This window comes from Curtobacterium sp. MCBD17_008 (genome assembly GCF_003234475.1).
In the GTDB taxonomy this organism is placed as follows: Bacteria; Actinomycetota; Actinomycetes; order Actinomycetales; family Microbacteriaceae; genus Curtobacterium.
Map to the genome: position 1 here is coordinate 1 of NZ_QKTK01000014.1, position 25,042 is coordinate 25,042.

Annotated in this window: 20 protein-coding genes; 7 read left to right on the top strand and 13 right to left on the bottom strand. The window is 72.5% G+C overall.

Annotated features, from left to right (window positions below; all coding sequences use genetic code 11):
• Positions 1–98 precede the first annotated feature (98 nt).
• From rlmB to DEI95_RS12795, 4 genes are all read right to left on the bottom strand, one after another.
• Positions 99–1,118 (bottom strand): 23S rRNA (guanosine(2251)-2'-O)-methyltransferase RlmB, encoded by a 1,020-nt coding sequence (rlmB, locus tag DEI95_RS12780; protein WP_110824107.1) that lies wholly within the window; start codon positions 1,116–1,118, stop codon positions 99–101.
• Between the two features lie 28 nt (positions 1,119–1,146).
• Positions 1,147–2,556, bottom strand: a complete 1,410-nt coding sequence (gene cysS, locus DEI95_RS12785) for a cysteine--tRNA ligase (protein ID WP_110891073.1) — start codon at positions 2,554–2,556, stop codon at positions 1,147–1,149.
• A gap of 61 nt (positions 2,557–2,617) precedes the next feature.
• On the bottom strand, positions 2,618–3,793 hold the full coding sequence (gene ispD / locus DEI95_RS12790) for a 2-C-methyl-D-erythritol 4-phosphate cytidylyltransferase (protein ID WP_111060475.1): 1,176 nt from the start codon (positions 3,791–3,793) through the stop codon (positions 2,618–2,620).
• 51 nt (positions 3,794–3,844) lie between these two features.
• Entirely contained in the window at positions 3,845–4,327 is a 483-nt protein-coding gene (locus DEI95_RS12795; RefSeq protein WP_017888066.1) for a CarD family transcriptional regulator, read from the bottom strand.
• Positions 4,328–4,512: 185 nt separating this feature from the next.
• Here DEI95_RS12795 and DEI95_RS12800 point away from each other — a divergent pair, with 185 nt between their 5' ends.
• On the top strand, positions 4,513–5,100 hold the full coding sequence (locus DEI95_RS12800; protein WP_110911819.1) for a hypothetical protein: 588 nt from the start codon (positions 4,513–4,515) through the stop codon (positions 5,098–5,100).
• 74 nt (positions 5,101–5,174) lie between these two features.
• Here the strand turns inward: DEI95_RS12800 and DEI95_RS12805 are convergent, their stop codons facing one another.
• Complete coding sequence (locus DEI95_RS12805) at positions 5,175–5,855, bottom strand: response regulator transcription factor (RefSeq protein WP_111060476.1); 681 nt, start codon at positions 5,853–5,855, stop codon at positions 5,175–5,177.
• Positions 5,852–7,018 (bottom strand): cell wall metabolism sensor histidine kinase WalK, encoded by a 1,167-nt coding sequence (locus tag DEI95_RS12810; protein WP_111060477.1) that lies wholly within the window; start codon positions 7,016–7,018, stop codon positions 5,852–5,854. Before DEI95_RS12810 ends, DEI95_RS12805 begins: the two co-directional genes overlap by 4 nt.
• A 146-nt stretch (positions 7,019–7,164) precedes the next feature.
• Here DEI95_RS12810 and phoU point away from each other — a divergent pair, with 146 nt between their 5' ends.
• Positions 7,165–7,836 carry a phosphate signaling complex protein PhoU gene (phoU, locus tag DEI95_RS12815; protein WP_110824113.1) on the top strand — a complete coding sequence of 224 codons (672 nt, stop codon included), beginning with the start codon at positions 7,165–7,167 and terminating at the stop codon, positions 7,834–7,836.
• A 135-nt stretch (positions 7,837–7,971) separates the two neighbouring features.
• A complete protein-coding gene (locus tag DEI95_RS12820; protein ID WP_111060478.1) occupies positions 7,972–8,514 on the top strand; it encodes an AAA family ATPase in 543 nt (180 codons plus the stop codon).
• A gap of 71 nt (positions 8,515–8,585) precedes the next feature.
• Here DEI95_RS12820 and DEI95_RS12825 read toward each other — a convergent pair whose 3' ends face one another.
• The gene (locus DEI95_RS12825) at positions 8,586–9,332 is read right to left on the bottom strand and encodes a phosphoglyceromutase (protein ID WP_110824115.1); all 747 of its coding nucleotides are present in this window, start codon (positions 9,330–9,332) and stop codon (positions 8,586–8,588) included.
• A 43-nt stretch (positions 9,333–9,375) separates the two neighbouring features.
• Here DEI95_RS12825 and DEI95_RS12830 point away from each other — a divergent pair, with 43 nt between their 5' ends.
• The gene (locus tag DEI95_RS12830) at positions 9,376–10,164 is read left to right on the top strand and encodes a class I SAM-dependent methyltransferase (RefSeq protein WP_110891078.1); all 789 of its coding nucleotides are present in this window, start codon (positions 9,376–9,378) and stop codon (positions 10,162–10,164) included.
• Positions 10,165–10,311: 147 nt separating this feature from the next.
• Here the strand turns inward: DEI95_RS12830 and DEI95_RS12835 are convergent, their stop codons facing one another.
• The 3 genes from DEI95_RS12835 to DEI95_RS12845 form a co-directional block, all read right to left on the bottom strand.
• Positions 10,312–11,388, bottom strand: coding sequence for a folate-binding protein YgfZ (locus DEI95_RS12835; protein ID WP_111060479.1), 1,077 nt, complete (start codon positions 11,386–11,388; stop codon positions 10,312–10,314).
• On the bottom strand, positions 11,388–11,990 hold the full coding sequence (locus tag DEI95_RS12840; protein WP_111060480.1) for an FABP family protein: 603 nt from the start codon (positions 11,988–11,990) through the stop codon (positions 11,388–11,390). Before DEI95_RS12840 ends, DEI95_RS12835 begins: the two co-directional genes overlap by 1 nt.
• A gap of 153 nt (positions 11,991–12,143) precedes the next feature.
• Complete coding sequence (locus tag DEI95_RS12845; RefSeq protein ID WP_111060481.1) at positions 12,144–12,449, bottom strand: hypothetical protein; 306 nt, start codon at positions 12,447–12,449, stop codon at positions 12,144–12,146.
• A 98-nt stretch (positions 12,450–12,547) separates the two neighbouring features.
• Between DEI95_RS12845 and DEI95_RS12850 the strand changes: the two genes are divergently transcribed.
• Genes DEI95_RS12850 through DEI95_RS12860 form a run of 3 tightly spaced genes read left to right on the top strand, consistent with a single transcriptional unit; the run spans position 12,548 to position 16,265 of the window.
• Entirely contained in the window at positions 12,548–13,228 is a 681-nt protein-coding gene (locus tag DEI95_RS12850) for a response regulator transcription factor (protein ID WP_110824120.1), read from the top strand.
• Positions 13,228–14,052, top strand: a complete 825-nt coding sequence (gene mshD, locus DEI95_RS12855) for a mycothiol synthase (protein ID WP_111060482.1) — start codon at positions 13,228–13,230, stop codon at positions 14,050–14,052. The genes DEI95_RS12850 and mshD overlap by 1 nt, the downstream gene beginning before the upstream one ends.
• A 47-nt stretch (positions 14,053–14,099) precedes the next feature.
• On the top strand, positions 14,100–16,265 hold the full coding sequence (locus DEI95_RS12860) for a serine/threonine-protein kinase (protein WP_111060483.1): 2,166 nt from the start codon (positions 14,100–14,102) through the stop codon (positions 16,263–16,265).
• A gap of 252 nt (positions 16,266–16,517) precedes the next feature.
• On the opposite strand, the gene DEI95_RS12865 is transcribed toward DEI95_RS12860, so the two are convergent.
• From DEI95_RS12865 to DEI95_RS12875, 3 genes are all read right to left on the bottom strand, one after another.
• The gene (locus DEI95_RS12865; protein WP_111060484.1) at positions 16,518–20,807 is read right to left on the bottom strand and encodes an FtsK/SpoIIIE domain-containing protein; all 4,290 of its coding nucleotides are present in this window, start codon (positions 20,805–20,807) and stop codon (positions 16,518–16,520) included.
• Between the two features lie 115 nt (positions 20,808–20,922).
• A complete protein-coding gene (locus DEI95_RS12870) occupies positions 20,923–22,275 on the bottom strand; it encodes an amino acid ABC transporter substrate-binding protein (RefSeq protein ID WP_111060485.1) in 1,353 nt (450 codons plus the stop codon).
• Complete coding sequence (locus DEI95_RS12875) at positions 22,272–24,959, bottom strand: hypothetical protein (protein ID WP_146243662.1); 2,688 nt, start codon at positions 24,957–24,959, stop codon at positions 22,272–22,274. The genes DEI95_RS12870 and DEI95_RS12875 overlap by 4 nt, the downstream gene beginning before the upstream one ends.
• Positions 24,960–25,042 lie beyond the last annotated feature (83 nt).

Below are 25,042 nucleotides of genomic sequence, written 5' to 3' on the forward strand. Positions count from 1 at the left end.
GGGCTGGGCGGGGCGGCGCCCTCCAGGCAGACGGACGGGAGGCCCGGCGCCGGTCGCGTGGACCGGCACCGGGCCTCCCGGATGTCGCTGGTGCGGCGCTACTCGGCGCGTCGGCGCCGGGCGACCTCCCAGAGGGTCACGCTCGCGGCGATGCCCGCGTTGAGGGACTCGGTCGCGCTCGAGATCGGGATGGAGACGATCGCGTCGCACGTCTCGGTGACGAGGCGGGAGAGCCCCTTGCCCTCCGAGCCGACGACGATGACGATCGGCCGGTCGGCGAGCTCGAGGGCGTCCAGCTCGACGTCCCCACCACCGTCGAGACCGAGGACGAACAGCCCCATCGACTTCAGCGACTTGAGGGTCTGCGTCAGGTTCGGTGCCATCGCGACGGGGGTCCGGGCAGCGGCACCCGCGGACGTCTTCCACGCCGACGCGGTCACGCCGACGGAGCGACGCTGCGGCACGATGACCCCGTGCCCACCGAACGCGGCCGTCGACCGGATGATCGCACCGAGGTTGCGCGGGTCGGTGATGCCGTCGAGCGCGACGATGAGCGGGACCTGGTCGCGCGAGAACGCCCGCTCGACGAGGTCCTCGGCGACCGCGTACTCGTACGCCGGCACCTTGAGCGCGACACCCTGGTGCACGCTGTCGTGCCCCGTGATGCGGTCGAGCTCCGGACGCATGATCTCCATGATCGGCACGCCGCGGTGGTTGGCGAGCGCCAGGATCTCCTTGACGCGGTCGTCGACCTCGATCCGGGCGGCGATGTAGAGCGTCGTCGACGGCGTCTTCGTCCGGAGCGCCTCGAGCACCGAGTTGCGGCCGGTCACCAGCTCGCTGTCGTCGGTCTTGCGGGCGGGCGGTCGACCACCCGAGCGGGTCTGCGGCGCCGAGGCGCTGCTGCCGCCACGACGGGCACGCGCGGCCTCGAAGCGCTCCTTGGCGGCCTTGCGCTTGCCGGCCGGGTGGTACGGGCGGTCCTCGGCCTTCGGCGTCGGCTTGCGGCCCTCGAGCGCCTGCGCGCCCTGCCCGCCGGAACCGACCTGCTTGTTGCCCTTGCGGCCGGTCCGGACGGCGCCCGGACGGCCCTTCTTGCTCCCCGAGACGTTCTTCATGCAGTTCTCCTGTTCGGCACTGCCGTGTTCAGGCGATGCTCCAGCGTGTTCCGGACGGTGTGTCCTCGATCGTGATGCCCGCGCCTGCGAGGTCGTCCCGGACGCGGTCGGCCGTGGCGAAGTCCCGTGCGGCCCTGGCGTCGGCGCGTTCCTGCACGAGGCGTTCGACGAGGGCGGCGAGCGGTGCTGCGGCGGTGTCGTGCGCACCACCCGACCAGTGCGGCGCCCGCGGGTCGATGCCGAGCACCTCCACCATCGCGGCCACCTGATGGTACGCGACACCGAGCGCTTCCGCATCGTCGGCGTCGAGCGCTGCGTTCCCGGACCGGACGGTCTCGTGCAGGACGGCCAGCGCCTGGGGCACCGCGAGGTCGTCGTCCATGGCGTCGGCGAACGCCTGCGGCACCGTCGGGGCGTCGGCGAGCCGGACCCCTTCGAGCCGTGCGGCACCGCGCTCGAGGAAGCCTTCGATGCGGTCGAGTGCGGCCTCGGCCTCGGCGAGGGAGCCCTCGTGGTGGTCGATCGTGGACCGGTAGTGGGCGGCGCCGAGGAAGTAGCGGACGACGACGGGGCGTGCGGCCGCCAGGAAGTCCGCGGCGAAGATCGAGTTGCCGAGGGACTTGGACATCTTCTGCCCACCGACGGTCACGAGCCCGTTGTGCAGCCAGTACGAGGCGAAGGCGTCCCCCGCCGCGCTGGACTGTGCGAGTTCGTTCTCGTGGTGCGGGAACCGCAGGTCGAGGCCGCCGCCGTGGATGTCGAACGCCGGGCCGAGGTAGCGCCGGGACATCGCCGAGCACTCGATGTGCCACCCCGGGCGGCCGGCACCCCACGGCGAGTCCCAGCTGGCGGTGGACGGCTCCCCCGGCTTGCTGCCCTTCCACAGGGCGAAGTCGCGGGCGTCCCGCTTGCCCCGGGGATCGGCGTCGGTGGCGTCGACCATGTCGTCGCGTCGCTGACGGGTCAGGGCGCCGTACTCCGGCCAGCTCGCGGTGTCGAAGTACACGTCACCGCTGCCGTCCGCTGCCGGGTAGGCGTGCCCGCGCTCGATGAGGCTCGTGATGATGTCCTGCATCTGCGGGATGCTCGCCGTCGCGCGGGGCTCGTACGTCGGCGGCAGGATGCCGAGCGCGGCGTAGGCGGCGGTGAACTCGAGTTCGACGCGGTAGGCCCGCGCCCACCACGCCTCGTCGGTGCCCGCGGCGAGGTCGAGCACCTTGTCGTCGATGTCGGTGACGTTCCGCACGAGGGTGACCCGGTACCCGCGGTGACTCAACCAGCGACGCCAGATGTCGTAGACGAGCGCGGACCGGAGGTGTCCGATGTGCGGGGAGGACTGCACGGTCGGCCCACACACGTACATGCTGACCTGTCCGTCGACCAGGGGCACGAGGTCGACGACGTCGGCGGCGCGGGAGTCGTACAGGCGAACGGTCACAGGACAAGCCTAGAGGGGGACGCCCCCACCGCGACGGAACAGGGCAGGGCCTGTGGAGTGTTCAGACGGCCCGGACGACGGCCGTGGCGATCGCGGTGAGCCCCTCGCCCCGCCCGGTGAAGCCGAGCCCGTCGGTCGTCGTGCCGGAGACCGCGACGGGAGCGCCGACGACCGCGGCGAGGGCGTCCTGCATCTCCTCGCGACGAGCCCCGATGCGCGGGCGGTTCCCGACGACCTGGACCGTGACACGGACGGGGACGAGGCCCTCCGCGCGGAGCAGCTCGACGGCCCCGCGGACGAAGACGTCCCCGGTCGCTCCGGCGTACCGCGGGTCGGACGTGCCGAACCGCCCGCCGATGTCCCCGAGGCCGCCTGCGGAGAGGAGCGCGTCGCACACCGCGTGCGCGACGGCGTCCCCGTCACTGTGTCCGGAGAGGCCCGCTTCACCCGGGAAGTCGAGCAGACCGACGCGGCACGGGCTCGCGGCGTCGAAGGCGTGCACGTCGACACCGAGCCCGACCCTGAGGTCGAGCGACGGAGGCGTCGACGCGGCCGCCGCACGCTCGGCGACGACGGCCTCGGCACGACCGAGGTCCCACCGCGTGGTGATCTTGAACGCGTCGGCGTCACCGGGCACGGTCCGGACCGTCCCGCCGGCCGCCTGGAACACCCCGGCGTCGTCGGTCTCGGCGCGGGCTGCCCCGGCGTACGCGCGGCGGAGGTCCGCGAGCGGGAAGCCCTGCGGCGTCTGCACCCCGACCAGCGCCGAACGGTCGACGGTCTCGACCACGGTGTCCCCGTCGACACGCTTCACGGTGTCGGTGACCGGCAGGCCCGGGACGACACCGGCGCCCGACGCCAGCACCGCGGCGAAGACCCGCTCGAACTGGCTCGCCGGGGTGAGGCACCGCGCGGCGTCGTGCACGAGGACCGTGACGACGGAGTCCGGCAGGGCTGCCAGGCCGGCCTCGACCGACGCGTGGCGATCCGCGCCTCCCGGCACGACCGCCGTGTACGCGACCGCGCCGCCCGCGACGGAGGCGACGAGTTCCCGGCACTCGTCGAGCCGGTCCGCCGGTGCCACGACCGCGACGAACGTCGGCTCGGTCAGCGCGAGCACCGTCCGCAGTACGCGGACGAGCATGCGTTCACCGGCGACGGGGACGAACGCCTTGGCCGTCCCGAGCCCGAGGCGGGTGCCGGAACCCGCCGCGACGACGACGACCGCCCTGCTCACCCGATCGGGGAGCAGGACGGTCGTCGTCGTGTGGTCCAGCTGCGGTTCGCGCTAGGAGGCGAGGACCTCGTCGAGGACGGTCGATGCCTTGTCCTCGTCGGTCTTCTCGGCCAGGGCCAGCTCGGAGATGAGGATCTGCCGAGCCTTGGCCAGCATCCGCTTCTCGCCCGCGGAGAGTCCGCGGTCCTGGTCGCGGCGCCAGAGGTCACGCACGACCTCGGACACCTTGATGACGTCCCCCGAAGCGAGCTTCTCGAGGTTCGCCTTGTAGCGGCGCGACCAGTTGGTCGGCTCCTCGGTGAACGGTGCCCGCAGGACCTCGAAGACCTTGTCGAGGCCTTCCTTGCCGATCACGTCGCGGACGCCGACCAGGTCGACGTTGTCCGCCGGGACCTCGATCGTGAGGTCACCCTGCGTGACGCGCAGCTTCAGGTAGACCTTCTCCTCGCCCTTGATGACGCGAGTCTTGACTTCAGAGATGGTTGCCGCCCCGTGATGGGGGTAGACGACGGTCTCGCCGACCTCGAATTGCATGTATCAGGCTCCGTTCCCAGACCTTCAGTTTACCACAAGGCCCGTTCGGGTAATGGGCCGGGCCGGCGGCGACGGGCCGGGGCGCGCGGGGCACCGCCGACCCTGACCTCCGGCCGTCCCGGGGCCTGGGTAGGATGATCGCCAGGGCCGCACGGTCCGCCATCGTTGACTTCCGGAGGAACCTCTTGCGAGCTCGGGTACTCGTTTCCGTCGCCGTCGCCGCGTCCATCGCCCTCGGCGCCACCGGCTGCGAGTTCTTGTCGCCGGCGCGCACCAAGGAGATCCGCCAGATCACCGACGGCGTGGACGTGTCGACGGGCAGCATCGACGTGCGCAACGCCCTGCTCATCACGGACACCGGCGAGGACGCCCGCTTCGTCGGCACCCTGGTCAACACCGGGGAGCGCGACCGCACCGTCACGCTCGAGCTCGACGGCACCGACCAGACCGTCGAGGTCCCGAGCAACTCGACCGTCGTGCTCGCCGACGACGAGCAGCACGACACGGTCGACTTCGACGACGTCACCGCGAAGCCGGGCTCGCTCGTGAAGATGTACTTCTCCTACCAGGGCGCCGAGGGCGCGTCGGCCACCGTGCCGGTCCTCACGAGCGCGCAGGAGGAGTACCAGACCCTCGCGCCGACCCCCACGCCGACGCCGACCGAGACCTCCCCCTCCGTCAGCGGCACGCAGCCGACCGGTGGCGCCGACGCCCCCGGCACGCAGGAGGGTCCGCAGACCGACTCGTCCGAGGGCGACAACGGCACGAACTGACGCAGCAGACACCCGGGAGGCCCGGGGCTGGTCCCGCAGGACCGGCTCCGGGCCTCCTGTCTGTCCGGACGCGGCTACGCCTCGATGCGGTACCCGAGCCCGCGGACCGTCACGAGGACCTCCGGGGTGCTCGGCACGCGCTCGATCTTCGAGCGGATGCGCTTGATGTGCACGTCGAGCGTCTTCGTGTCGCCGAAGTAGTCCGACCCCCACACCCGGTCGATGAGCTGCCCGCGGGTGAGCACGCGGCCGGCGTTGCGCAGCAGCAGCTCGAGGAGCTCGAACTCCTTGAGCGGCATCGGCGTCTCCGAGCCGTCGACCGACACCGTGTGGCGCTCGACGTCCATCCGGATGCCGCCCACCTGCAGGATGCCGACGTCGCCCGGGTCGTCCTCGGTGCGACGGCGGAGGACGGCACGGATCCGGGCCAGGAGCTCCCGCGTCGAGTACGGCTTCGTCACGTAGTCGTCGGCGCCGAGCTCCAGCCCGACGACGATGTCCACCTCGGAGTCCTTCGCGGTGAGCATGATGATGGGGACGTTCGACCGCGTGCGGATCTGCCGGCACACCTCGGTGCCGCTCAGGCCGGGGAGCATGAGGTCGAGCAGGACGAGGTCGGGGTCGTCCGTGTCGAACTTCGACAGCGCGGTGACGCCGTCGGCAGCGACGGAGGTGTCGTACCCCTCGCGCTGCAGCAGGAACTCCAGGGGTTCGCTCAGGGCCGGCTCGTCATCGACGATGAGGATCTTGGTCACGATGGCTGCTCTTCCAGTTGCTCTTCGAGTGCTGTGGTCAGTTCGGGGTCTGCTTCGGGGAGCCGGATGGTGAACGTCGAGCCCTTGCCGGGCTGCGACCACACGCGGACGTCACCGCCGTGGTTGCTCACGATGTGCTTCACGATCGCGAGGCCGAGGCCGGTCCCGCCGGTCGCACGGGACCGTGCGGGGTCGACGCGGTAGAACCGCTCGAACACGCGGTCGAGGTCGGACTGCGGGATGCCGACGCCCTGGTCGGTGACCGCGATCTCCACGAAGCCCTTCACCCGCCGGACGCCGACGCCGACGCGGGTGTGGTCCGGGGAGTACTTGACCGCGTTCGCGATGAGGTTCGACACCGCCACCTGCAGCAGGCCGGGGTCGCCGATCACCCGCAGCTTCGACCGCTTCGCACGGACGAGCTCGATGTCGCGGGCCCGGGCGACGACCTCGTTGCCGTCGATCGCGGCCTGCACGACCTCGTCGATCGCGGTCTCCTCGCTGGCCTCGAGCGCGTCGACGGACTGCAGTCGGGACAGCTCGATGATGTCCTTGGTCAGGGCGCCGAGCCGCTCCGACTCGGAGACGAGCTGCGCGGCGAACTTCCGCACGTGCGCGGGGTCGTCGGCGGCGAGCACCAGGGTCTCGGAGAGCAGGCCGATCGCGCCGATCGGGGTCTTCAGCTCGTGCGAGATGTTGGCGAGGAAGTCCCGTCGGACCTCGTCGATCCGCCGGCTCTCGGTGAGGTCGTCGGCCGTGACGAGCACGTACCGGTTGCCGAGCTGTGCCGCGCGGAAGCTGAGGTAGCCGATGACGTCGCCCCGTCCCCCGCGCGGGAGTTCGAGGTCCTCCGACCCCATCTCCCCGCTGCGCCGCACCTGGTCCACGAGTTCGGCGAGCTCGGCGTGCACGAGCTTGCGCCGGACCACCAGTCCGACCGCGAGCGCCTGCGGGGAGGCGGCGACGACGGTGTTCGACGGATCGACGACGACGGCGGGGTTGTGCATGGTCGCGATCACTGCGGCGACGCCGTCGGGGAGGCTCCGTTCCGCCACGTCGGCAGCCCGTGCCGTGCGCTCGGCGGTGATGATCAGCACCACGACGCCCGCTCCGAACACACCGCCGAGGAGCATCGACAGTGGCACGAGCCACGCGTTGTCCATGCCGTCAGTGTAGGAGTGGTCACACGCGGTTCGGATCCCGTTCACCGCCCTCTCCGGGCCGGAACGCGAACCGTTCAGCCGCAGGTCACCGATCGTTCACCTGGGCTGACGACACTCGTCCGGTACGCAGAGAGAGGTTCTCCCCCATGCGCGAAGTGTTCCAGCAGGAGCTGCAGGACGTCCAAGAGCGTCTGACCGAGATCGCCGGACTCGTCGAGTCCGCGATCACCCGAGCGACCCAGGCGTTCAGCGACTCCGACGTCGCACTCGCCGAGGAGGTGATCGCCGACGACCAGAAGATCGACGAGGCCGCCTCGAACCTCGACGAGGTCGCGATCGACATCCTCGCCCGCCAGGCCCCGGTCGCGCGCGACCTCCGCGTCGTCGTGACCGCCCTCCGCGTGAGCTCCTCGCTCGAGCGCATGGGCGACATGGCCGAGCACATCGCGCAGCTCACGCGCCAGCGCTTCCCCGAGAAGGTCGTCCCGAAGGGCCTGCGCGGCACCTTCAAGCAGATGGGCGCACACGACGTCGCGATGTCGCAGAAGCTCACGCGCCTGCTCGCGACCGAGGACATCGCCCTCGCTGCCGAGATCCGCGACGAGGACGACGCCGTCGACGAGCTGCACGCCAGCGTCTTCGACTTCGTGCTCGGCGAGGCCTGGAAGGGCGGGCCGGTCGACACGGTCGACGCCACCCTGGCCTCCCGCTACCACGAGCGCTTCGCCGACCACGCGGTCTCCATCGCGAAGAAGGTCGAGTACCTGGCGACCGGCGACTGGGCCGGCGCCGCGGCGGTCACGACCTCGCCGGCCTGACGACCCCGGCTGCCGGACGATCCGGCTGCCGGACGACTCCGGCGGCCCGTCAGCTCCGGCTGCCCGTCAGCTCCGGCTGCCGCTCACGCCTGTCCCGGCGGTGTGCTGCGGTCGGAGACCTGGGAGGATCAGGGCATGGCCCAGGTCGCGATCATCGTCAACGGCATGCCCGGTTCCGGCAAGAGCACGGTGGGGGCAGCCCTCGCCGAGGTGCTCGGCTGCCCCTTCCTGTCGAAGGACCGGATCAAGGAGCCCCTGGCCGACATCGCCGGTCCGATGATCGCCCCGCGCACGCTCGGCGGTGTCGCCCTGGACACGATGTGGTCGATGGCCGGTGCGGTCGAGAACGGGGTCGTCCTCGACGCCGTCTGGCTGCCGTCCCGCGACCGCGCCTTCCTGGAGGCCGGGCTCACCACCGCCGGGTCGCCGCGCGCGGTCGAGGTGTGGTGTGACGTCGACCGCGCCACGGCGGAGGAGCGTCTCCGCGACCGGTACGACCCGGGCACGCTGCCGGTGCGCCACGACGTGCACGGCGACCTCGCGTCGGTGCTCGCCTTCTGGGACGAGCACGGCGACGCGGCCGGTCCGGTCGGGGTGACGCCCGTCGTCCGGGTCGACACCGCCCGTCCCTACGACGTGGGCATGCTCGTGCAGGAGATCGCCGCGCACTTCGCCTGACGGACACAAGGCCCGCCCCGGCCGGGGACGGGCCTCCTGTCCGGACGCGACGCACGTCGCCCCGGGTGGTCCTACTTCTTCGCGCCCTGCGCGGCGACGGCCGCGGCGCCGGCAGCGGCGGCCTCGGGGTCGAGGTACACCGCGGGCTTCGTCGGACGGTGGTCGTCGTCGAGCTCGTACACGAGCGGGATGCCCGTCGGGATGTTCAGCCCCGCGATGTCGTCGTCGGAGATGCCGTCGAGGTGCTTCACGAGCGCGCGCAGCGAGTTGCCGTGCGCGGTGACGAGGACGGTCTTCCCCGCGGCGAGGTCCTGCGTGATGTCGGACTCCCAGTACGGCAGCAGGCGCTCGATGACGAGCTTGAGCGACTCGGTGCGGGGCAGCTGGTCGCCGAGTCCGGCGTAGCGGCGGTCACCGGCCTGCGACCACTCGGCGTCGTCGGCGATGGGGGGCGGCGGCACGTCGAACGAGCGGCGCCACTCCATGAACTGCTCCTCGCCGTACTGCTCGAGGGTCTGCGCCTTGTCCTTGCCCTGCAGGTCGCCGTAGTGGCGCTCGTTGAGGCGCCAGTCGCGCTTCACCGGCAGCCAGGCGAGGTCCGCCTCGAGCAGGGCGATGTCGGCCGTCTGGATCGCACGGGTCAGGAGCGACGTGTACAGGACGTCGGGCACGATGCCCGACTCGGCGATGAGCTCGCCGGCGCGCTTCGCCTCCTTCTCGCCGAGCTCGGAGAGCCGGACGTCGACCCAACCGGTGAACAGGTTCTTCTGGTTCCAGTCACTGTTGCCGTGACGCAGCAGGACGAGCGTGGAGGTCATGCGCCGAGTCTACCGAGCGGCGCTCCACCCGTACCCTGGTCGCATGCCCGGGAACGCCTCGCCGATCGGCACCGTCACACGCGGGACGACCGGGCACAACCGCCTCCGCCGCGTCGACCGGTGGATCGCCACGCTCCCGGTGCTCCGCCGGACGGACGACCCGCTCGTCGCCGACGTCGGCTACGGCGCGAGCCCGACGACGACGCTCGAGCTCCGCGACCGGCTGGCCCGCGTCCGACCGGACGTCGAGGTCACCGGCATCGAGATCGAGCCCTCGCGCGTGGCCCTCGCGAACGCCGGCACCCGTGACGGCGTCACCTTCCGGCTCGGCGGCTTCGAGACCCCGACACCGGGCGGACGGCGGCCGGCCGTGATCCGCGCGTTCAACGTGCTGCGGCAGTACGACGAGTCGGCGGTCGTCGGCTCGTGGCGGATCATGCAGGACCGGCTCCAGCCCGGCGGCCAGCTCGTCGAGGGCACCTGCAACGAGGTCGGTCGCGTCGCCTCGTGGGTCACGCTCGACCGGGAGGCCCCGCACACCTTCACGGTCGCCCTGCGGTTGGCCGGGCTCGACGTCCCGAGCATCGTGGCGGAACGCTTGCCGAAGGCGCTCATCCACCGGAACGTCCCCGGGGAGCGGGTGCACGCGTTCCTCCGCGACCTCGACCTGGCCTGGGCGGTCGCGGCCCCGCTCGGCACGTACGGCCCGCGGCAGCGCTGGATCGCGACCGTCCGCGGGGTGCGGGACCGCGGGTGGCCGGTGCTGCACGGGGTGACGCGCTGGCGCCTCGGCGAACTCAGCGTCCCCTGGTCGGCGGTCGCCCCGGCGTGAGCGACGTCGGTGGGCGCGCGTCGCACCCGCCGACGGACATCGCACCTCGTCAGGACCGGGCGCGATGAGCGGGACGGGGCTCGGTGCGGGGTGCGGACGGGGTGTCGGGCGCGGACGGGGGTGTGGGGCGCGGCCGCGCTCGGCCGGTCAGCCGCGGCGGACGGCCCCGAGCCGCGGGAGGCGCGGCACGTCGGCGGTCGCACCGGCCCCGGGAGGCACGATGACCTCCTGCGCGGCGGTCACCACGACGTCGTCGGCCGGAAGGGTCAGCACCGCCGACGGGTCCAGCGAACGCTTGACCACGGCGAGCCCCACCGGCCCGAGCTCGTGGTGCGTGGCCGAGGCGACGAGCCGCCCGACCTCGGTGCCGTCGAGCGTGACGGGGGTGCCCGGCGCGGGGACCACGCCGTCGGATCCGTCGAGGTGCAGCATCACGAGCCGCCGCGGCGGACGCCCGAGGTTGTGCACCTTCGCGACGGTCTCCTGCCCGCGGTAGCAGCCCTTCGACAGGTGCACGGCGGAGCGGAGCCAGTCGAGCTCGTGCGGGATCGTCCGCTCGTCGACGTCGGTGAGCGCCGGGCGCCAGGCGGCGATCCGCAGGGCCTCGAGCGCGAGGAGGCCGGCGACCGGCACGTCCGAGGCCGCGACGGCAGCGGCGGTGTCGGGGGTGACGACGGCGATGCGGAGGGTCCAGTCGGAGCCGGGGTGGGCCTCCAGGTCGGCGTAGCCCCAGCCGCCCGGCGCGACGGACGACCACGGGTCGACCCAGGTCGCGAGCGGCGCGGCGCCACCGAGCGGGTCCGCACCCGCGAACCAGCCGAGCGTGGCGAGGTCGGCCGAGCGGTCGGTCACCTCGACGCGGAGCATGAACCGCATCGACGACAGCCACGCGGCGAGCGGCGCGGCGTCGTCCGGCTCGGTGAGGAGCCAGGTCGTCTCGCCGTCGTCGACGACACGGGCGGCGTGCTCGACCCGACCGGACGCGTCGAGCACGAGCGTCTCGGTGCTGACGCCCGGCGCCAGGCCGAGCAGCAGCTGCGACGTGATCGAGTTCAGCCAGGACAGCCGGTCCGGGCCCGACACCGTGACGACCCCGAGCCCGAGTTCCACGACCGCGCGGCCCCGGGCGAGCAGGCGCTGCTCGCCGAGCGGGTTGCCGAGGTGCGCCGCCGGACCGGCCTCGGACGCCACGAAGCCGTCGTGTCCGGCGAACGGGGACGGCATCAGTCGACCTTCGCGAGCTGCCCCGAGGCGTGCGAGGTGAGCTCACGGCCGAGCGCGGCGATGTCCCACGCCCAGAACAGCTTGCCCTCGACGAGGCCGTACATGCGCGTCGCCGCAGAGTACTCCTTGGCGTTGGCGGAGCGCATCACGGCGTCGGTGGCGAGGTCGATGCGGCCCTGCTTCACCCGGCCCACGTAGAGCTCGTTGACCCCCGTGGGGTGGATGATCGCCGCTTCGACGTCGAACCCGTCGGTCTGGTTGCGCAGCGTCTCGACGCTCTGCGTGGTCGAGAACGGCACCGGTCCGTCGCCGAGCAGCATCGCCGGACCGCGGTCACCGGGCTCGGACGGACGGTCGAGTCGCCAGTAGCCCATCTCGGCGGCGAGCGGGGTCCGGTCCTCGTCGAGCAGCCACGTCGTGGACGAGTAGTTGAGGTACGGCAGACCGTCGTGGCTGAAGCTCACGCGCTGGCCGAACTCGTACGTGCGGACGGTGTCGTCATCGCCCACGGGGTACTCGACCACCCCGGTGCCCTCCCACACGCCGACCAGCCACGACAGCGGGACGAGTTCGGCCGAGAGGCCCTCCGGCAGTTCGATCACCGCTGGCCCTTGAAGAGCTTGACGATGACCGTCACCGAGATGAACGCGATGGCGAGCGACGCCAGGCCGAGCAGGCCCACGTAGAAGAGCTCGAGCGCTAGCAGCGAATCCATGCCGCAACTCTACGCGGCCGGCACCGACAGCGCAGGACGCTCAGCGAGCCAGCAGGACGAGCGCGGTGACGAGCACGACCACGAACGACCCGGACGAGGCGATGCTGATCCGCTCGACCAGACCGTCCTTCGTCTGCGTCGCGAGCTGGAGCACGAAGCTGACGAACACCGCCGCGACGAACACGAGCAGGAGCCAGGCGAACGAGTCCTTCGCCGTCAGGGTGAGCACGAGCACCGCCCCGACCACCGCGAGCAACCAGACCGGCACGACGGACGCCAGCCGCAGTCGGCGCTGGCTCGGCCCGACGGGCGGCTCGGCCGTCGTGGGGTCGCTCGTCTCGCTCACGTCCCCATCATGACAGTCCTGCGCTGGACCGTCCGTCCGGGTGGGTTCTGCGGGCTCACTAGGATGGCGCAACGACGTCTTCTCCCTCTGGAGGTCCTGTGGCACAGCTCCTGGTACTCACCTCGGCCGCGCCCGGCGACGTCCTCCCGAGCCTCGGCCTGCTGAGCCACCGGATCCGCCACGTGCCGGCCGAGGCGGCGCAGCTGGTGAACGCACCGCAGAGCGACCTCATGTTCGTCGACGCCCGCACCGACCTGGTCAGTGCCAAGGCCCTGTGCAAGATCCTCGCCACGAGCGGCTCGACCACCCCCGTCGTCCTCGTGGTCACCGAGGGCGGCCTCACCGCGGTGACGACCGAGTGGAACATCGACGACGTCGTGCTCGAGTCCGCCGGCCCCGCGGAGGTCGACGCCCGCATCCGCCTGAACGCCGGTCGCGCGTCGAAGAACCCGACCGGGTCGAAGATCCAGGCCTCCGGCGTCGTCATCGACGAGGCGAGCTACTCCGCCAAGGTGCGCGGCCGGCCGCTCGACCTGACGTTCAAGGAGTTCGAGCTCCTCCGGTTCTTCGCGTCGCACCCCGCCCGGGTCTTCACCCGCGAGCAGCTGCTCAGCGAGGTCTGGGGGTACGACTACTTCGGCGGCACCCGGACGGTCGACGTGCACGTCCGACGCCTGCGCGCCAAGCTCGGCGACCTCGAGTCGCTCATCGGCACCGTCCGCAACGTCGGCTACCGCTTCAACGTCCACGACGACGACGAACGGCTGCAGGGGCAGTGATGCTCGCCGTCGTCGAGCAGCTCGCCGACGCCGCGGTCGCGGACGGCGAGGCTCCCCCGTTCTCCGACCAGACGCTCGTGGACCTGCGGGCCGGTCGGGCGCGCGTGCTCGGTGACGACTCCGGCGTCGCGGTCGTCCGGGACGACGAGGTCGAGGTCGTCGTCCGCCGGGAGGCCCGGGGGCGCGGCATCGGGACCGGCCTCGTCGAGCAGGTGCTCGCCCTCGGCGACGACGCACCGGTCCGCGCGTGGGCGCACGGCGACCACCCGGCCGCACGCGCCCTCGCGGCCCGGTACGGCTGGTCCGCGGAGCGGTCGCTGCTGCAGTTGCGCGCACCGGTGCCGACCGCGGCACCGGAGACGGGCCTCCCGGACGGCTACCGACTCGACGCCTTCCGCGCGGGCTCCACGGAGGACGAGACCGACTGGCTCGCGCTCAACGCGGCCGCCTTCGCCACGCACCCGGAGCAGGGCCGGATGACGCTCGAGGACCTGCGGGCCCGCGAGTCCGACGCCTGGTTCTCCGGCGACGACCTCGTGCTGCTGCGCGACGCCGACGGACGCCTGGCCGGCTCGTGCTGGCTCAAGGTGGAGGACGGCGTCGGCGAGTTCTACGCGGTCGCCGTCCGCCCCGACCTGCAGGGGCAGGGCCTCGGCGGCGTGCTCATGCGTGCGGGGTCCGCCCGGCTCGTCGGCCGCGGGCTCGACGCCGTCGCCCTGTACGTCGAGGGCGACAACACCCCCGCGCTGGCGCTCTACCGACGGCAGGGGTTCGTCGCCCACACGATCGACGTCCAGTACGCGGCGCCGGGGTCCGGCCGGTAACATGGGGCGGCCGGTGACGCGCCGGTGATCGTGGGTCTGGGGGATCTGTGGCGGAGGACGGACAGCACGCGCAGTACGGCCGTGGTGAGCCGCTCGGTGCGTCCTACCGCCTGGTCGAGCTGCTCGGGACCGGAGCGTCCGGCGAGGTCTGGCGGACCGAGCACACCGCGACCGGCGAGCAGTTCGCCGCGAAGCTCCTGCGCGCAGAACTCGCCGCCGAGCCCGACGTCGTCGAGCGGTTCGTCCGCGAGCGTTCGGTGCTCCTCGCCCTCCGACACCCCTCGATCGTCCGGGTCCGTGACCTCGTCGTCGAGGGTGACCGGCTCGCGATCGTCATGGACCTGGTCCGTGGGGGTTCGGCCCGGGACCTGCTGCTCGCCGTCGGCACGCTCCCGCCGGCCGACGCGCTGACGATCACCGCGGAGACACTCGACGCCCTCGCCGCCGCACATGAGCAGAACGTCAGCCACCGCGACGTCAAGCCGGACAACGTGCTCCTCGACTCCGCGTGGACCGCGGGCAGGACCGGCGACGTGCGGGTGTCGGACTTCGGCATCGCCTCGGTCGTGGCCGAACGGGACCGCAAGACGACCGGGCTCCTCGGCACGCCGCAGTACATGGCGCCGGAGTCGATCAGCCAGGGCCGGTCCGGTCCGGCTTCGGACGTGTACGGCGCCGGCGTCATGCTCTACGAACTCCTGTCCGGGCGGACACCGTTCGCCGGACCGGGCACCGACTTCGCCGTCGCCTACCGGCACGTGACCTCGACCCCGCCGCGGCTCGACGTGCCCGACGCGCTGTGGTCGACGCTGTCGTCGCTCCTGGCCAAGGACCCGGCAGCGCGACCCTCCGCGGTCGACGCCGCGGCCACCCTCCGCCGGCTGGCACGCTCGCTCCGGGACGCGCCGGCCCTGCCGCGGGCGGACGACCCCGACTCGTTCGACGAGGTCGAGCGGCCGGCGACGGTGGTGCGCGGTGGGTCCGGCGCCGCGGGTGGCGCCGGTGGTGTCGGCGGCGGCGCTCTCTCGGCGGGTGCGTCCCCGGCCGGTGCGGGTGACGGGGACGCGGGCAGCGCGCTCGCAGCCGTCGACGCCGGCCCCGAACCCGAGCTCGGGCAGGCTGGTTCGCAGACCGTCATCCGACCCCTCGCCCGCCCGCCGGTCGCCGTCGACGCCGGCCCCGAACCCGAGCCGCCCCGTCGTCGCTTCCGTCGGCCGGACTGGCTGACGAACCGGATGCTCGCCCTCGGCGTCGTCGGGGTCGTCCTCGTCGTGGTGCTCGTCGTCGCCGCGGTCGTGTGGCTGCCCGGCGCCGGCCGGAAGGGACCCCCCACCGGTGCCGGCACCGCGCAGGCAGCGAGCGCGTACCAGCAGGACCGACCGCTCCCCACGGGGCTGACGACCACGCGCAAGGCCGTCGTCGACCCCCAGGCCGGCAGCGTCGAGGTCTCGATCACGTACAGCGCCCAGACCGCACCGCTGAGCGGCCCCCTGCTCGAGGTCCTCCCCGGCGCGGACGAGGACGCCGACTGCCCCGCCGTGACGTGGAGCGGTGAGGGTGTGACCGCCAAACGGAACCAGCCGTCGTTGACCGGCGTGGACACCGCCTGCGCGTGGAGCTTGACGGGGGTCGAGATCGAGGCGGGTGGGTCCGTCACCGTGCAGGCATCCGTGCCGCAGGACGTCGTCGCCGCCAGCGGGTCCGGTGACGCGGGGTCGGGCGGCACGGGGGCTGGCGGCTCCGGAACGGGCGGTTCCGGGTCTGGCGGTTCCGGGTCTGGCGGTTCCGGGCTGCAGGAGTGGCTCGACGCCGTCGGCGAGGCGACCACCGCAGCGGTGACCGACCAGGAGGTGACCGGTACCGCGTACCCGGTGCAGCGCCTCCAGGGTGTCGACGTCCGCACTCCCGACCGCACCGTCAGCCAGACCACGCTGCCCGTGACGCTCGTGCCCGTGTGGCCGAGCGGTGCGGACGAGCTGAACCCGCTGTACCGCAGCCCGAGCGCCGGGAAGCCCTCGGAGATGCTGACCGACGTCGCGGGTGGTGAGTCCGGCGTGCGGTTCGCCGACGGCTGCTCGGGCGCGCTCGCGGTGTCGTCGGACGGGCTCGTCGTGACCGCGCTGTCGGTCGCGCCGTCGTGCACGGTGCGGGCGACCGTGGGGAACTTCACGAACCTCGAGAGCCAGCCGTTCGGGATCACCACGCGCGACTGACCGGCGGGCCGCGGTCTCGGCGGCTCGGATCGGCGGCGGCGAGCGGCCTGGGCAGTCGGCGGTCTCGGCGGGAGCCGCCCGGGCGGTCGCTCTGGGCGCGGAAGCGACAGATCAGCGCGGGACTTCCGCGGCGATCTGTCGGTTCGATGCCTGAGTCCGGCTCTGGCCTCGGCCGCGGCTGCCCGCCGGGCCGGGCCGGGCCGTGCTGGCCTGACCGAGCTGAGCCGGAGAGCAGCTCGAGGGCGGAGCGGGTCAGCTCGCGGCGGACGCCGTCTGCACGAGCCGCACCGCGCCTCCCGAGGCCGCGTACCCGCGCCCGGTCGTCAGCGCGACCGGAGAGCGTCGAGGCAGCGTGACGCCGAGGAGCTCGCCGTCGTAGTCGACGTCGGGCTGCAGGAGGACCCCGCACCGGGCCTTCCGGACCGCTCGGGTCCAGTGGCTGTACATCGAACGGAGGTCCGCCGACCGCCCGGCGGCGACCACGCAGAGCCCGGGGCGCTCGGACGTCAGGAGCGACGCGATGCCCTGGTCGCCGTCGTCGAACCGTTCGGCGTCGTCGATGAGCAGCAGCACCGGTCCACGCTCGAGCCGGAGGCCGGCGAGCAGCGCCGGGACCTCGTCGGCACCGACGGCGAGACGGTCGACCGCACCGGTGTCGAGCGCGCTCGCGAGCGGTGAGCGTCGGTCGCAGACGGCCCACACTGCGGGTCGGGTCCCCTCAGCGCTCCGTGCGGCTGCGGCCAGGGCGAGGAGCACCGAGGACTTGCCGGAGCGCGCGGGTCCGGCGACGAGGACGTGCTCGCCGTCGTACACCTCGAGCACGGCGGTGTCGAGGTCGTCCTCCGCGATGCCGACCGGGAGCTGCCACGGCTCGGTGTCGAAGCGGGCGGGGACGGCGAGGTCGGTGACCGCGACCGAGCCCGGGAGCCGACCGACCGCGCTGGCCTTCGGCGTGACGTCGCCCCACTGCTCGCGGACCGCGCGGACAGCCTCGGCGAGGGAGCCCGTCGGCGTGCCCACGTGCGACTGCAGCTTCGCCGTCGAGTCGATGAACCGGCCGGGGACGGGCGGCGGCACGTCCTTCGGTCGGACGCCGATGGTCGCGTAGTCGTACGGGTCCGCGAGGCGGAAGAGCCACTTCTGCGTCGTCACCTCGTCCATCGCCGAGGGGACGGCCTTCGCCCGGGTGGTGGACACGGCGAACGAGATGCCGAGCGCCGGCCCCTCGGCGTAGACGCGGTAGAGCGCGTCGAGCAGCTGCTGTCCCTCGAAGTCCTGGTACTCGTCGCGGAGCGCCGCCAGACCGTCGAGGAGCACGACGGCACGACGACCACCCGGCGCAGCACGGCGGCGGTCGAGCTCGGTGCGGAGGTGTCGGAGCATGCGGGTCTGCAGCTCGGCAGCACCGGCACCGGACCCGACGTAGGCGCTCGTGTGCGGCAGGTCCGCCAGGGGCGCGAGGTTGCCGGCACCTATGTCGAGGACGAGCAGGTCGAGGTCGTCGGGGCTCGTCGTGCGGGCCAGCTGCAGCGCGATCGACGCGAGGGCCGTGCTCGTCCCGCTGCCGGGGATGCCCATGAGCATGAGGTTGCCCTCGGCGAGGTCCCACCCGGTTCGGACCTGGCGCTGGTTGTCGGGGTCGTCGGCCAGGGCCACCGGGACGCGGGTCGGTGCGGACGTCTGCTGTGTCGTGTCGGGTGCCGGCAGGAGCGCGTCGAGCGGGACGGACGTGCCGAGCGCTTCCGGCCAGATCGGCCGTGGCGGTGCGTAGCCGGCCTCGTCGTTGGCCGTGCGGATCGCGTCGATGAGGACGTCGAGGTCGGTGAGGTCGTTCGACGCCGGTGCGGAGAACGCCACGGGCGCGGGGACGCCGAAGACGTCGGTGGGGCGGACCGTGACGGGCTGCTCGGCGCGGGCGTCGCGGGCGCGACCGGTGACGAGCGCGGTCTGCACCGGCGTGATGTCGTCCTGGCCGAGCTTCACGTAGGCACGACCGGTCTGCTGCCGTCCGATGCCGGCGGCCGACGGCACGCCGATGACGTTCGTCGAGTCCTCGCGACTCTGCACGCGCAGGGCCACGCGCATGTTCGTGTTCGCGAGGATGTCCTCGCTGACGACACCCGCCGGCCGCTGCGTGGCGAGGACCATGTGCACGCCGAGGGTACGACCCACCGCGGCGATCGCCACGAGGGACGTCAGGACGTCCGGGAAGTCCTTCGCCAGCATCGCGAACTCGTCGACCACGAAGAGCAGTCGGGGCATCGGCTCGGACGGCTTGGTCGCCAGGTAGGCGTCGAGGTTGTCGATGTCGGCACCGGCGGCGGCGAACACCCGCTGGCGTCGCCCGAGCTCGGCCTCGAGCGCACGGATCGCGCGGTCAGCCAGCTGCTCGTCGAGGTTCGAGATCGTGCCGATCGTGTGCGGCAGACGCTCACACGCGGCGAAGGCGGCACCGCCCTTGAAGTCCACGAGCAGGAAGTTCAGGCGCGTCGGGTCGTTGCGCGCGGCGAGCCCGGCGACGAAGGAGCGCAGGAACTCGCTCTTTCCGGAACCCGTCGTCCCACCGACCAGGCCGTGTGGGCCGTCGCGGACCAGGTCGATCTCGAGGACGCCGCTCTCCGACGACCCGATCGGCGTCGAGAAGCCGGTCCGGGCCTCCCAGGCGGCACGGATGGCCGCGGGACCGCTCGGCTCGGAAGCAGAGTCGGGGGCGGCGCTCGCGAGCAGGTCGGGCAACCGCACGAGCGACGGCAGCGAGGCACCCGGTACCAGGAGTTCCGGGTCGTCGAAGTGCGAGACGTGCCGGGCGCACTGCTCGGCGTCCGCCGGGCTGAGACCGGCGAGCACGACGTCGTCGACGCGCGTGCGGTCCTCCGGGCGGTACACCGTCGCGGCCGCGTCGGCCCCCACGGTGATGATCGTCGTGCACGCGGCGGGGAGCTGCTGCTCGTTCGTCGCGATGACGATCCCGCTCACCCGGCGGGGCCGCTCGCCCGGACGACGCACCTGGCCGAGCGCTGCCCGACCGTGGCCGAGCAGGCTCCGGGCCGGGGCGTCGCGCCCCTCGGTGAGGACCTCGGAGTCGATGAGCACGAGGAGCTCCGGGGTCGGTAGCTCGTCGATGGACTCGCGCAGGCCGCGGAGCACCGCGGCGCCCTGGTCACGCTGCGCGGACATCCACCGCTGGCCGGTGCTGCTCCCCGCGACGCGGGTGTGCGGCAGCCAGGAGGCCCAGGACCAGTCGTCCTCGCGGCCCCGGTCGCAGAACACACCGACGGTCAGGTCGGCGGGTCCGCAGTGCACCGTCGCCTGGACCAGGAGGCTCCGGGCAAGTGCGAGGGCACCCTCGCGGTCGCCGACGATGCCGACGACACCGGCGTCGCTGAGGTCGGCGACGACCGGGGCCGCCGTCAGCTTGCTCTCCTCGATGGCGGTCTTCGCCGCCTCCTCGAGCTTCATCTGCGTCGCGCGGGAGTCGAGCTGGGGACGCCAGGGCGCGTCGCCCGTGCCGGCGTGCAGGCTGAGGAAGTCGACGTCATCGGCCCGGCGCTGCCAGAGGGTCGTCGCGGGCAACAGGGCGCGCCGGACCACGGTCGCCGGATCGGGGACCAGTTCCTGGCGACGGGCGGCCTCGATCGCGGCGGCAGCGGTGATCTCCCCGCTGAAGTCGCGGACCGCCTCCGCGAAGCGCTCGTCCTCCTCCTTCAGGTTCTTCGCGCGCCGGTGCTTCTGCTCGAACCACATGCCGATCGCCGTGACGGGGCTGAGCAGGGCGAAGAGCGCGAACCGGGCGTCACCGAGCAGTGCGACCATCGCACCGGCGAGGACCAGCGGTGCGGCGACCGTGATCCAGCTGAACTTCGACGCCGGCGGCACGTCCCGCTTGCTCGGCGGCGACACGGGCTCCACGTCCCGGTTGCGCCCCGGCCGCGGAGGACGGTTGAACGGCGCCGTGGCCGCGGGGGTGAGGTTCGGGAGTGAACCCGGCGCTGGGACCGGTGTCTCGTGCAGGTCCGGGCGCACGAGCAACACGGCGCCACCCACGATGACGCTCGTGCCGACCTCGACGAGGACGCCCTCCTCGTCGAGTCGCTCCCCCGCCACGACGGTGCCGTTCGTCGACCCGGCGTCGCGGATCCGGACCCCGTCGTCCTCGAGCTCGAGCGTGCAGTGCTCCCACGAGGCGCTCTCGGTGGGCAGGACCAGGTCGGCCTGCGGCGCCCGACCGACCACGAGCCTCCTGGACCGGGGGATCGGGACGACTGACCCGGTGTCGAGACCGCCGGCCAAGGTGACGGTCCAGCCGTCGACCAGCTGGGGGCGTTCCTCGGGTGTCCGGGCGATGCGGGAGCCCTCGAGCAGGACGAGGTCGCGGATCGGGGTGTCCACGCTCGTCCGGTGTCCGTCGACCGCCAGGGTCGTGCCGGGCTCGAGGCTGATGCCCACGGCGGACTGGACGAGTTCCCCGAGGCACGACGTAGCTGCCCACCCGTCGACCTCGACCGCTTCACGTCGGTCGTCGAGCTCGATCAACAGTCGCATGCTCGCTCCTCCTGGTCCGTGCGGTGGGGCGGGTACCGGCGGTCCGGTTGCCCGTCGTCTGGGGTGTCGGCGACTCGTGCGCCGGTGCGTCGCGCGCCGGTGCGCCGGTGCGTGGTCAGCGAGCGGTGGAGTCCTGGAACCACACGAGCGACGCGGTCGGTGCCGCGGTCGCCGGTCGGAGCCCGAGGGTCTGCGACGAGGCTGCGAGGACCGTCGCATCCGTCCGGAGTGCCTGCTGCTGGCGGAAGTCGAGCGCAGGTCCTGCGATCCCGTCGCCGGCGTCCAGACGCAGAGTGGCGAGCGCGTCGGTCACCTCGGACGGGTCGTCGCTGCGAGCCGAGCCGACGGCTCGCACCAAGGCCACGACCGCGTCATGGCTCCGCGAGTCAGCAGCCCAGGCCACCGCGGAGAACGGCTGGTCCGCGGTGAGGTTCTGCGCATCCGGATCGTCAGCGAGCACCCGGACGCCGCCGAGGAACGCCGACATCGCACGGCCCTGCTCGTCGGAGGTGAGCGCACGCGCGTCGTCGGTCGCGACGCCCGCGGAGACGAACGTGCCCGACAGGCTGCCGTTCGCGTCGGCGAGCGCGGTGCCGAACGCCGGACTGGTCGCCTGCGGGGTGAGGACGACGGGCACCGTCACGTCCGCGGACTGCAGGGCGGCGACGAACGCCCCCTGTCGAGCCGCCGAGCCGCTGACGACGACCGCGTCCGAGTCCGCCGGAGCGGGGGCATCGGCCTGGTCGTCACCAACCGCGGGCGTGGCGTCCGCCGTCACGGCACCGGTCCGCTCGGCGACGGTCGTCGCGAGCGCGGTGTCGTCGGCGGCGGCATCCGCGGTGAGCACGTGGGCGACCTCCAGCCCGGAGGGCGCACCGCCGCCGAGGTCGACCAGCAGCGGGGAGTCGGCGCCTCGGAGCGCGCGTTCCATGGCGGCGCTCGTGGAGGCCGGCGACGGCGCCGTCGACCACGAGTCGCTGCCACTGGATGCGTACGGGAGGACGACCGGCACCCCGGCGTCGGCGGCGGCCTCGAGCGCGCCGGAGACGTGTGCACCGGACGAGGCGACCACGATGCCCGAGACGCCGCTGTCGACGAGTGCCTCGACGGCACGCTCCCCACCGCCGGCGCTGCCGCCGTCGTTCCGCGTCACGAGTTCGACGTCCGTCCCGCCCAGCGTGAGACGACGTTCCGCGACGAGGGTACCTTGCGCCGCTTCGTCCCAGTCGGCCCCCTCGCCGTCGCCGAGCGTGACGACCACACCGATCTTCGTGCCCTCGGGCACATGGGCGACCCGGATCGGGACCGGCACGGTCGCCGGGACGGCCTCGGCCGCGGGCGTGTTCCGGTCCACCACGAACACCACGACCGCGAGGACCACTGCGATGACGAGCACCGCGATCGCGACGATCACGAGCGGCTGGCGCGGCCGCCGGTCGTGCTGCATGTCGTCGACGGCGTGCGTCATCGTGTGCCCCCGATGGTGAAGGTGTACAGCGTCGTCGAGGTCGCGCTCTCCGGCACGTCCATCCGGAACGCCGGCAGAGCGGTCGCCGCGTCGAGCGATGCGCGGAACTGCTCCTGCTGGAGGAGGATGCCCGCCACGTCCTCGGCGCGCACGTTGGCGTACCCAGCTGCGTTCTGCGAGGCCAGGGCGAGCTGGTAGTCGGCGGAGTCGGACTTCGCCGCGCTCGTCGCCATCGCGCCGAGGATGCCGGAGCCGTTGACCTTGCGGTCACCCAGGTCGAGCATCACGCGGTTGAGGTCTCCGGTCAGCAGCGTGCTCGCGCCCTCGACGTCGCGGGTCGACGCCGTGGTGCTCGCGTCGATCCGCGCCAGGCTCTGCTTCGTCTGCTCGTCCACTGCGCTCGCGAGGGCCGAGTTCTCCCGCTCGAGCTTGCCGCGCTGCTCGTCGATCGTGCCCTTGGCTCCGGACGTCACCTGCTTCGACGTCGAGCGGAGGCCGGCGATCGACTGGTCGAACGCCTTGAGCACGGCTGCGTTGCTGGTCCCTGCCTGCTCCGACACGTCGCGGACCTGCTCGTCGATGAGGGCGTCGATCTTCTTCGCGGTCTCGTCGTTCGCCTTGGCGAAGGCCTCCTTCACCTTCTGGCCCAATGCGTCTTGGTCGTCACGGAGCGCGGTCAGGGCCGTCGCCAAGTCGTCTCCGGCTCTGTTCGCGTCGTCGACCGCGGTCTGCATCTGCTCGACCGACGACGTCACGTCGCCGCCGCTCGTGTTGATGCTCCGGTCCACCGCGCGACGAGCCTCTTCGATGACGCCGAAACGGTTTCGCAGCTCGCGGGTCGCGGCACCGAGACCGGCCGTCTCGTCATCGAGGTCCGTGGCCTTGATCAGCTCGTCCCAGGCGACGGACTGGTCGGCGAGACGGGCGTCCATCGGCTTCTCGAACGGGATCGGCGTGTCCAGCTCTGCACCGTCACCCTCGTCGACGCACGGCGTCGCCGTCAGGTACGAGCGGAGTTCGTCGGCCTGCTGCTCGGTCAGCCCCGGTCCGATCGGCAGCGGAGGGAGGATCCCTCCGTCGTCGCTGGGCACGACCAGCTGGCAGATCCGCTCTGCGAGCGCCGCGTTCTGCGCCTGCATGGTGCCGGAGAAGCGGGAATCACCGATGTTCCCGATGACCGATCGCGCGGCGACGGCCCGACCGTGGATCGCAACGATCTTGTCGCCGAGGTCCGCGACGCCGACACCGGCTACCCGCACCGCCTCTTCGAGCGCATCCAACTGCTGGTTGACCGATTCCGTCCCGTCATCCGAACGAGTCGCGAGGGCGTCGAGCGTCGTCTGCACGTCGTTCAACCGCGCGTCCACCGTTCCGTAGTCCTCGATGGCAGCCTGAGCGAGCTCGGGCTGCAGGCTGTCTGCGAGGTCGTCACCTGTCTTGACGAGTCCGGCGAGCGCCGCCGTGATGGTGGTCGACGACGAGAACAGTGCGCACGTCAGGGAGAAGCGGGCAATCTCGGCAGCACACTTCTCCGCCGTCGGCTCGCGGGGGCCGATCGAGGACGCGAGCTGGTCGCTGACCTGCTGCTTGCACTCCTCACTGGCGGTCGCGTACCCCTCCAACTGCGACGACACACGCAGGAGGTTGCCGTAGACGCTCGCGCCACCATCCGCCTGCTGCGGAGCTGCCGCACAGCCCTCGCCGTCGATCGCCGGACTGGGAGCGGTGGCGGAGGTGTCGCCGAGCAACGCGTCGAGGCTCGTGGTCGTCTCCTGCAGCTGCTGCAACACCGTGGACTGCGTCGCACTGACCGTCGAACCGAGGTCGGACTTGAGCGAACCGAGCTGGCCGGACAACGACTTCATCGTGCTGGCGAGCGACGTGCTGCTCTCCTTGAGCCGGTCAGCCGTTTGGACACCGAGTGTGGACGACGTCGTCTCGAGGTTCGACCGGACCTCGGTGATCGTGCTCCCGGCGCGCGCGAGGACCTCGTTCACCTGCGAGATGAGGTCGATGGTGCGCCGCTGGAGCGCGAGTTCAGAGTCCGTGTCGGACCCGAAGGCCGCGTTCACCACCCCGGTGGAGGACAGGTCGGTCGAGATGCCCGGCTGCGCGGCCAGGTCGAAGGAGGGCGCGGCGAAGTCGTCCACGTTCGCCACCAGGTGCAGGGTCGTGCTCGCACCCGACGTGGGCGGCGCGAGCAGGCGTCCCCACTGCACGACGGCATCGCCGTCACCGTTCGCGCTGACGACGCCGTCGGTCGCGGTCCGGTCGTCAGCGGTCTCGGTGACGACACTGTTCGGTCGGGTACCCGGCAGCACCGTCGACGCGGCGATGCTGAAGGGAGCACCGACGAGCGCAGGCGTCGTCCGGGAGGCCCCGGCCACGTCATAGGTCAGGTTCCGCGACCGGACGGTCAGGTTCTCGACGGTCAGGTCGATCTCGACCCGACCGGAGTAGCCCGCCAGGTCTGCGAGGTCGGTCCCGCTCTTCTTCGCCGTCGTGTACTGGGTGGTCACACGCAGCGGCAGGTCACCCGCGGCCTTCGCCGCCTCGTGCTCCGTGACGGAGGACGACGAATCGTCCTTGCCGACCGAGATGGCGGTGTCGGAGATCGTGGTGATCGATCCGTCCGCCGCGAGGCGCGTGTCCACGGTCTGCAGGACACGGGACGGGTTCTCCACCGCCCGGTCCGTCGACGTGCACCCCGCCAGGACCACCGCCGCGACACCGGCAATCGCGACCACGGCGAGCGCGCGGCTGTTCC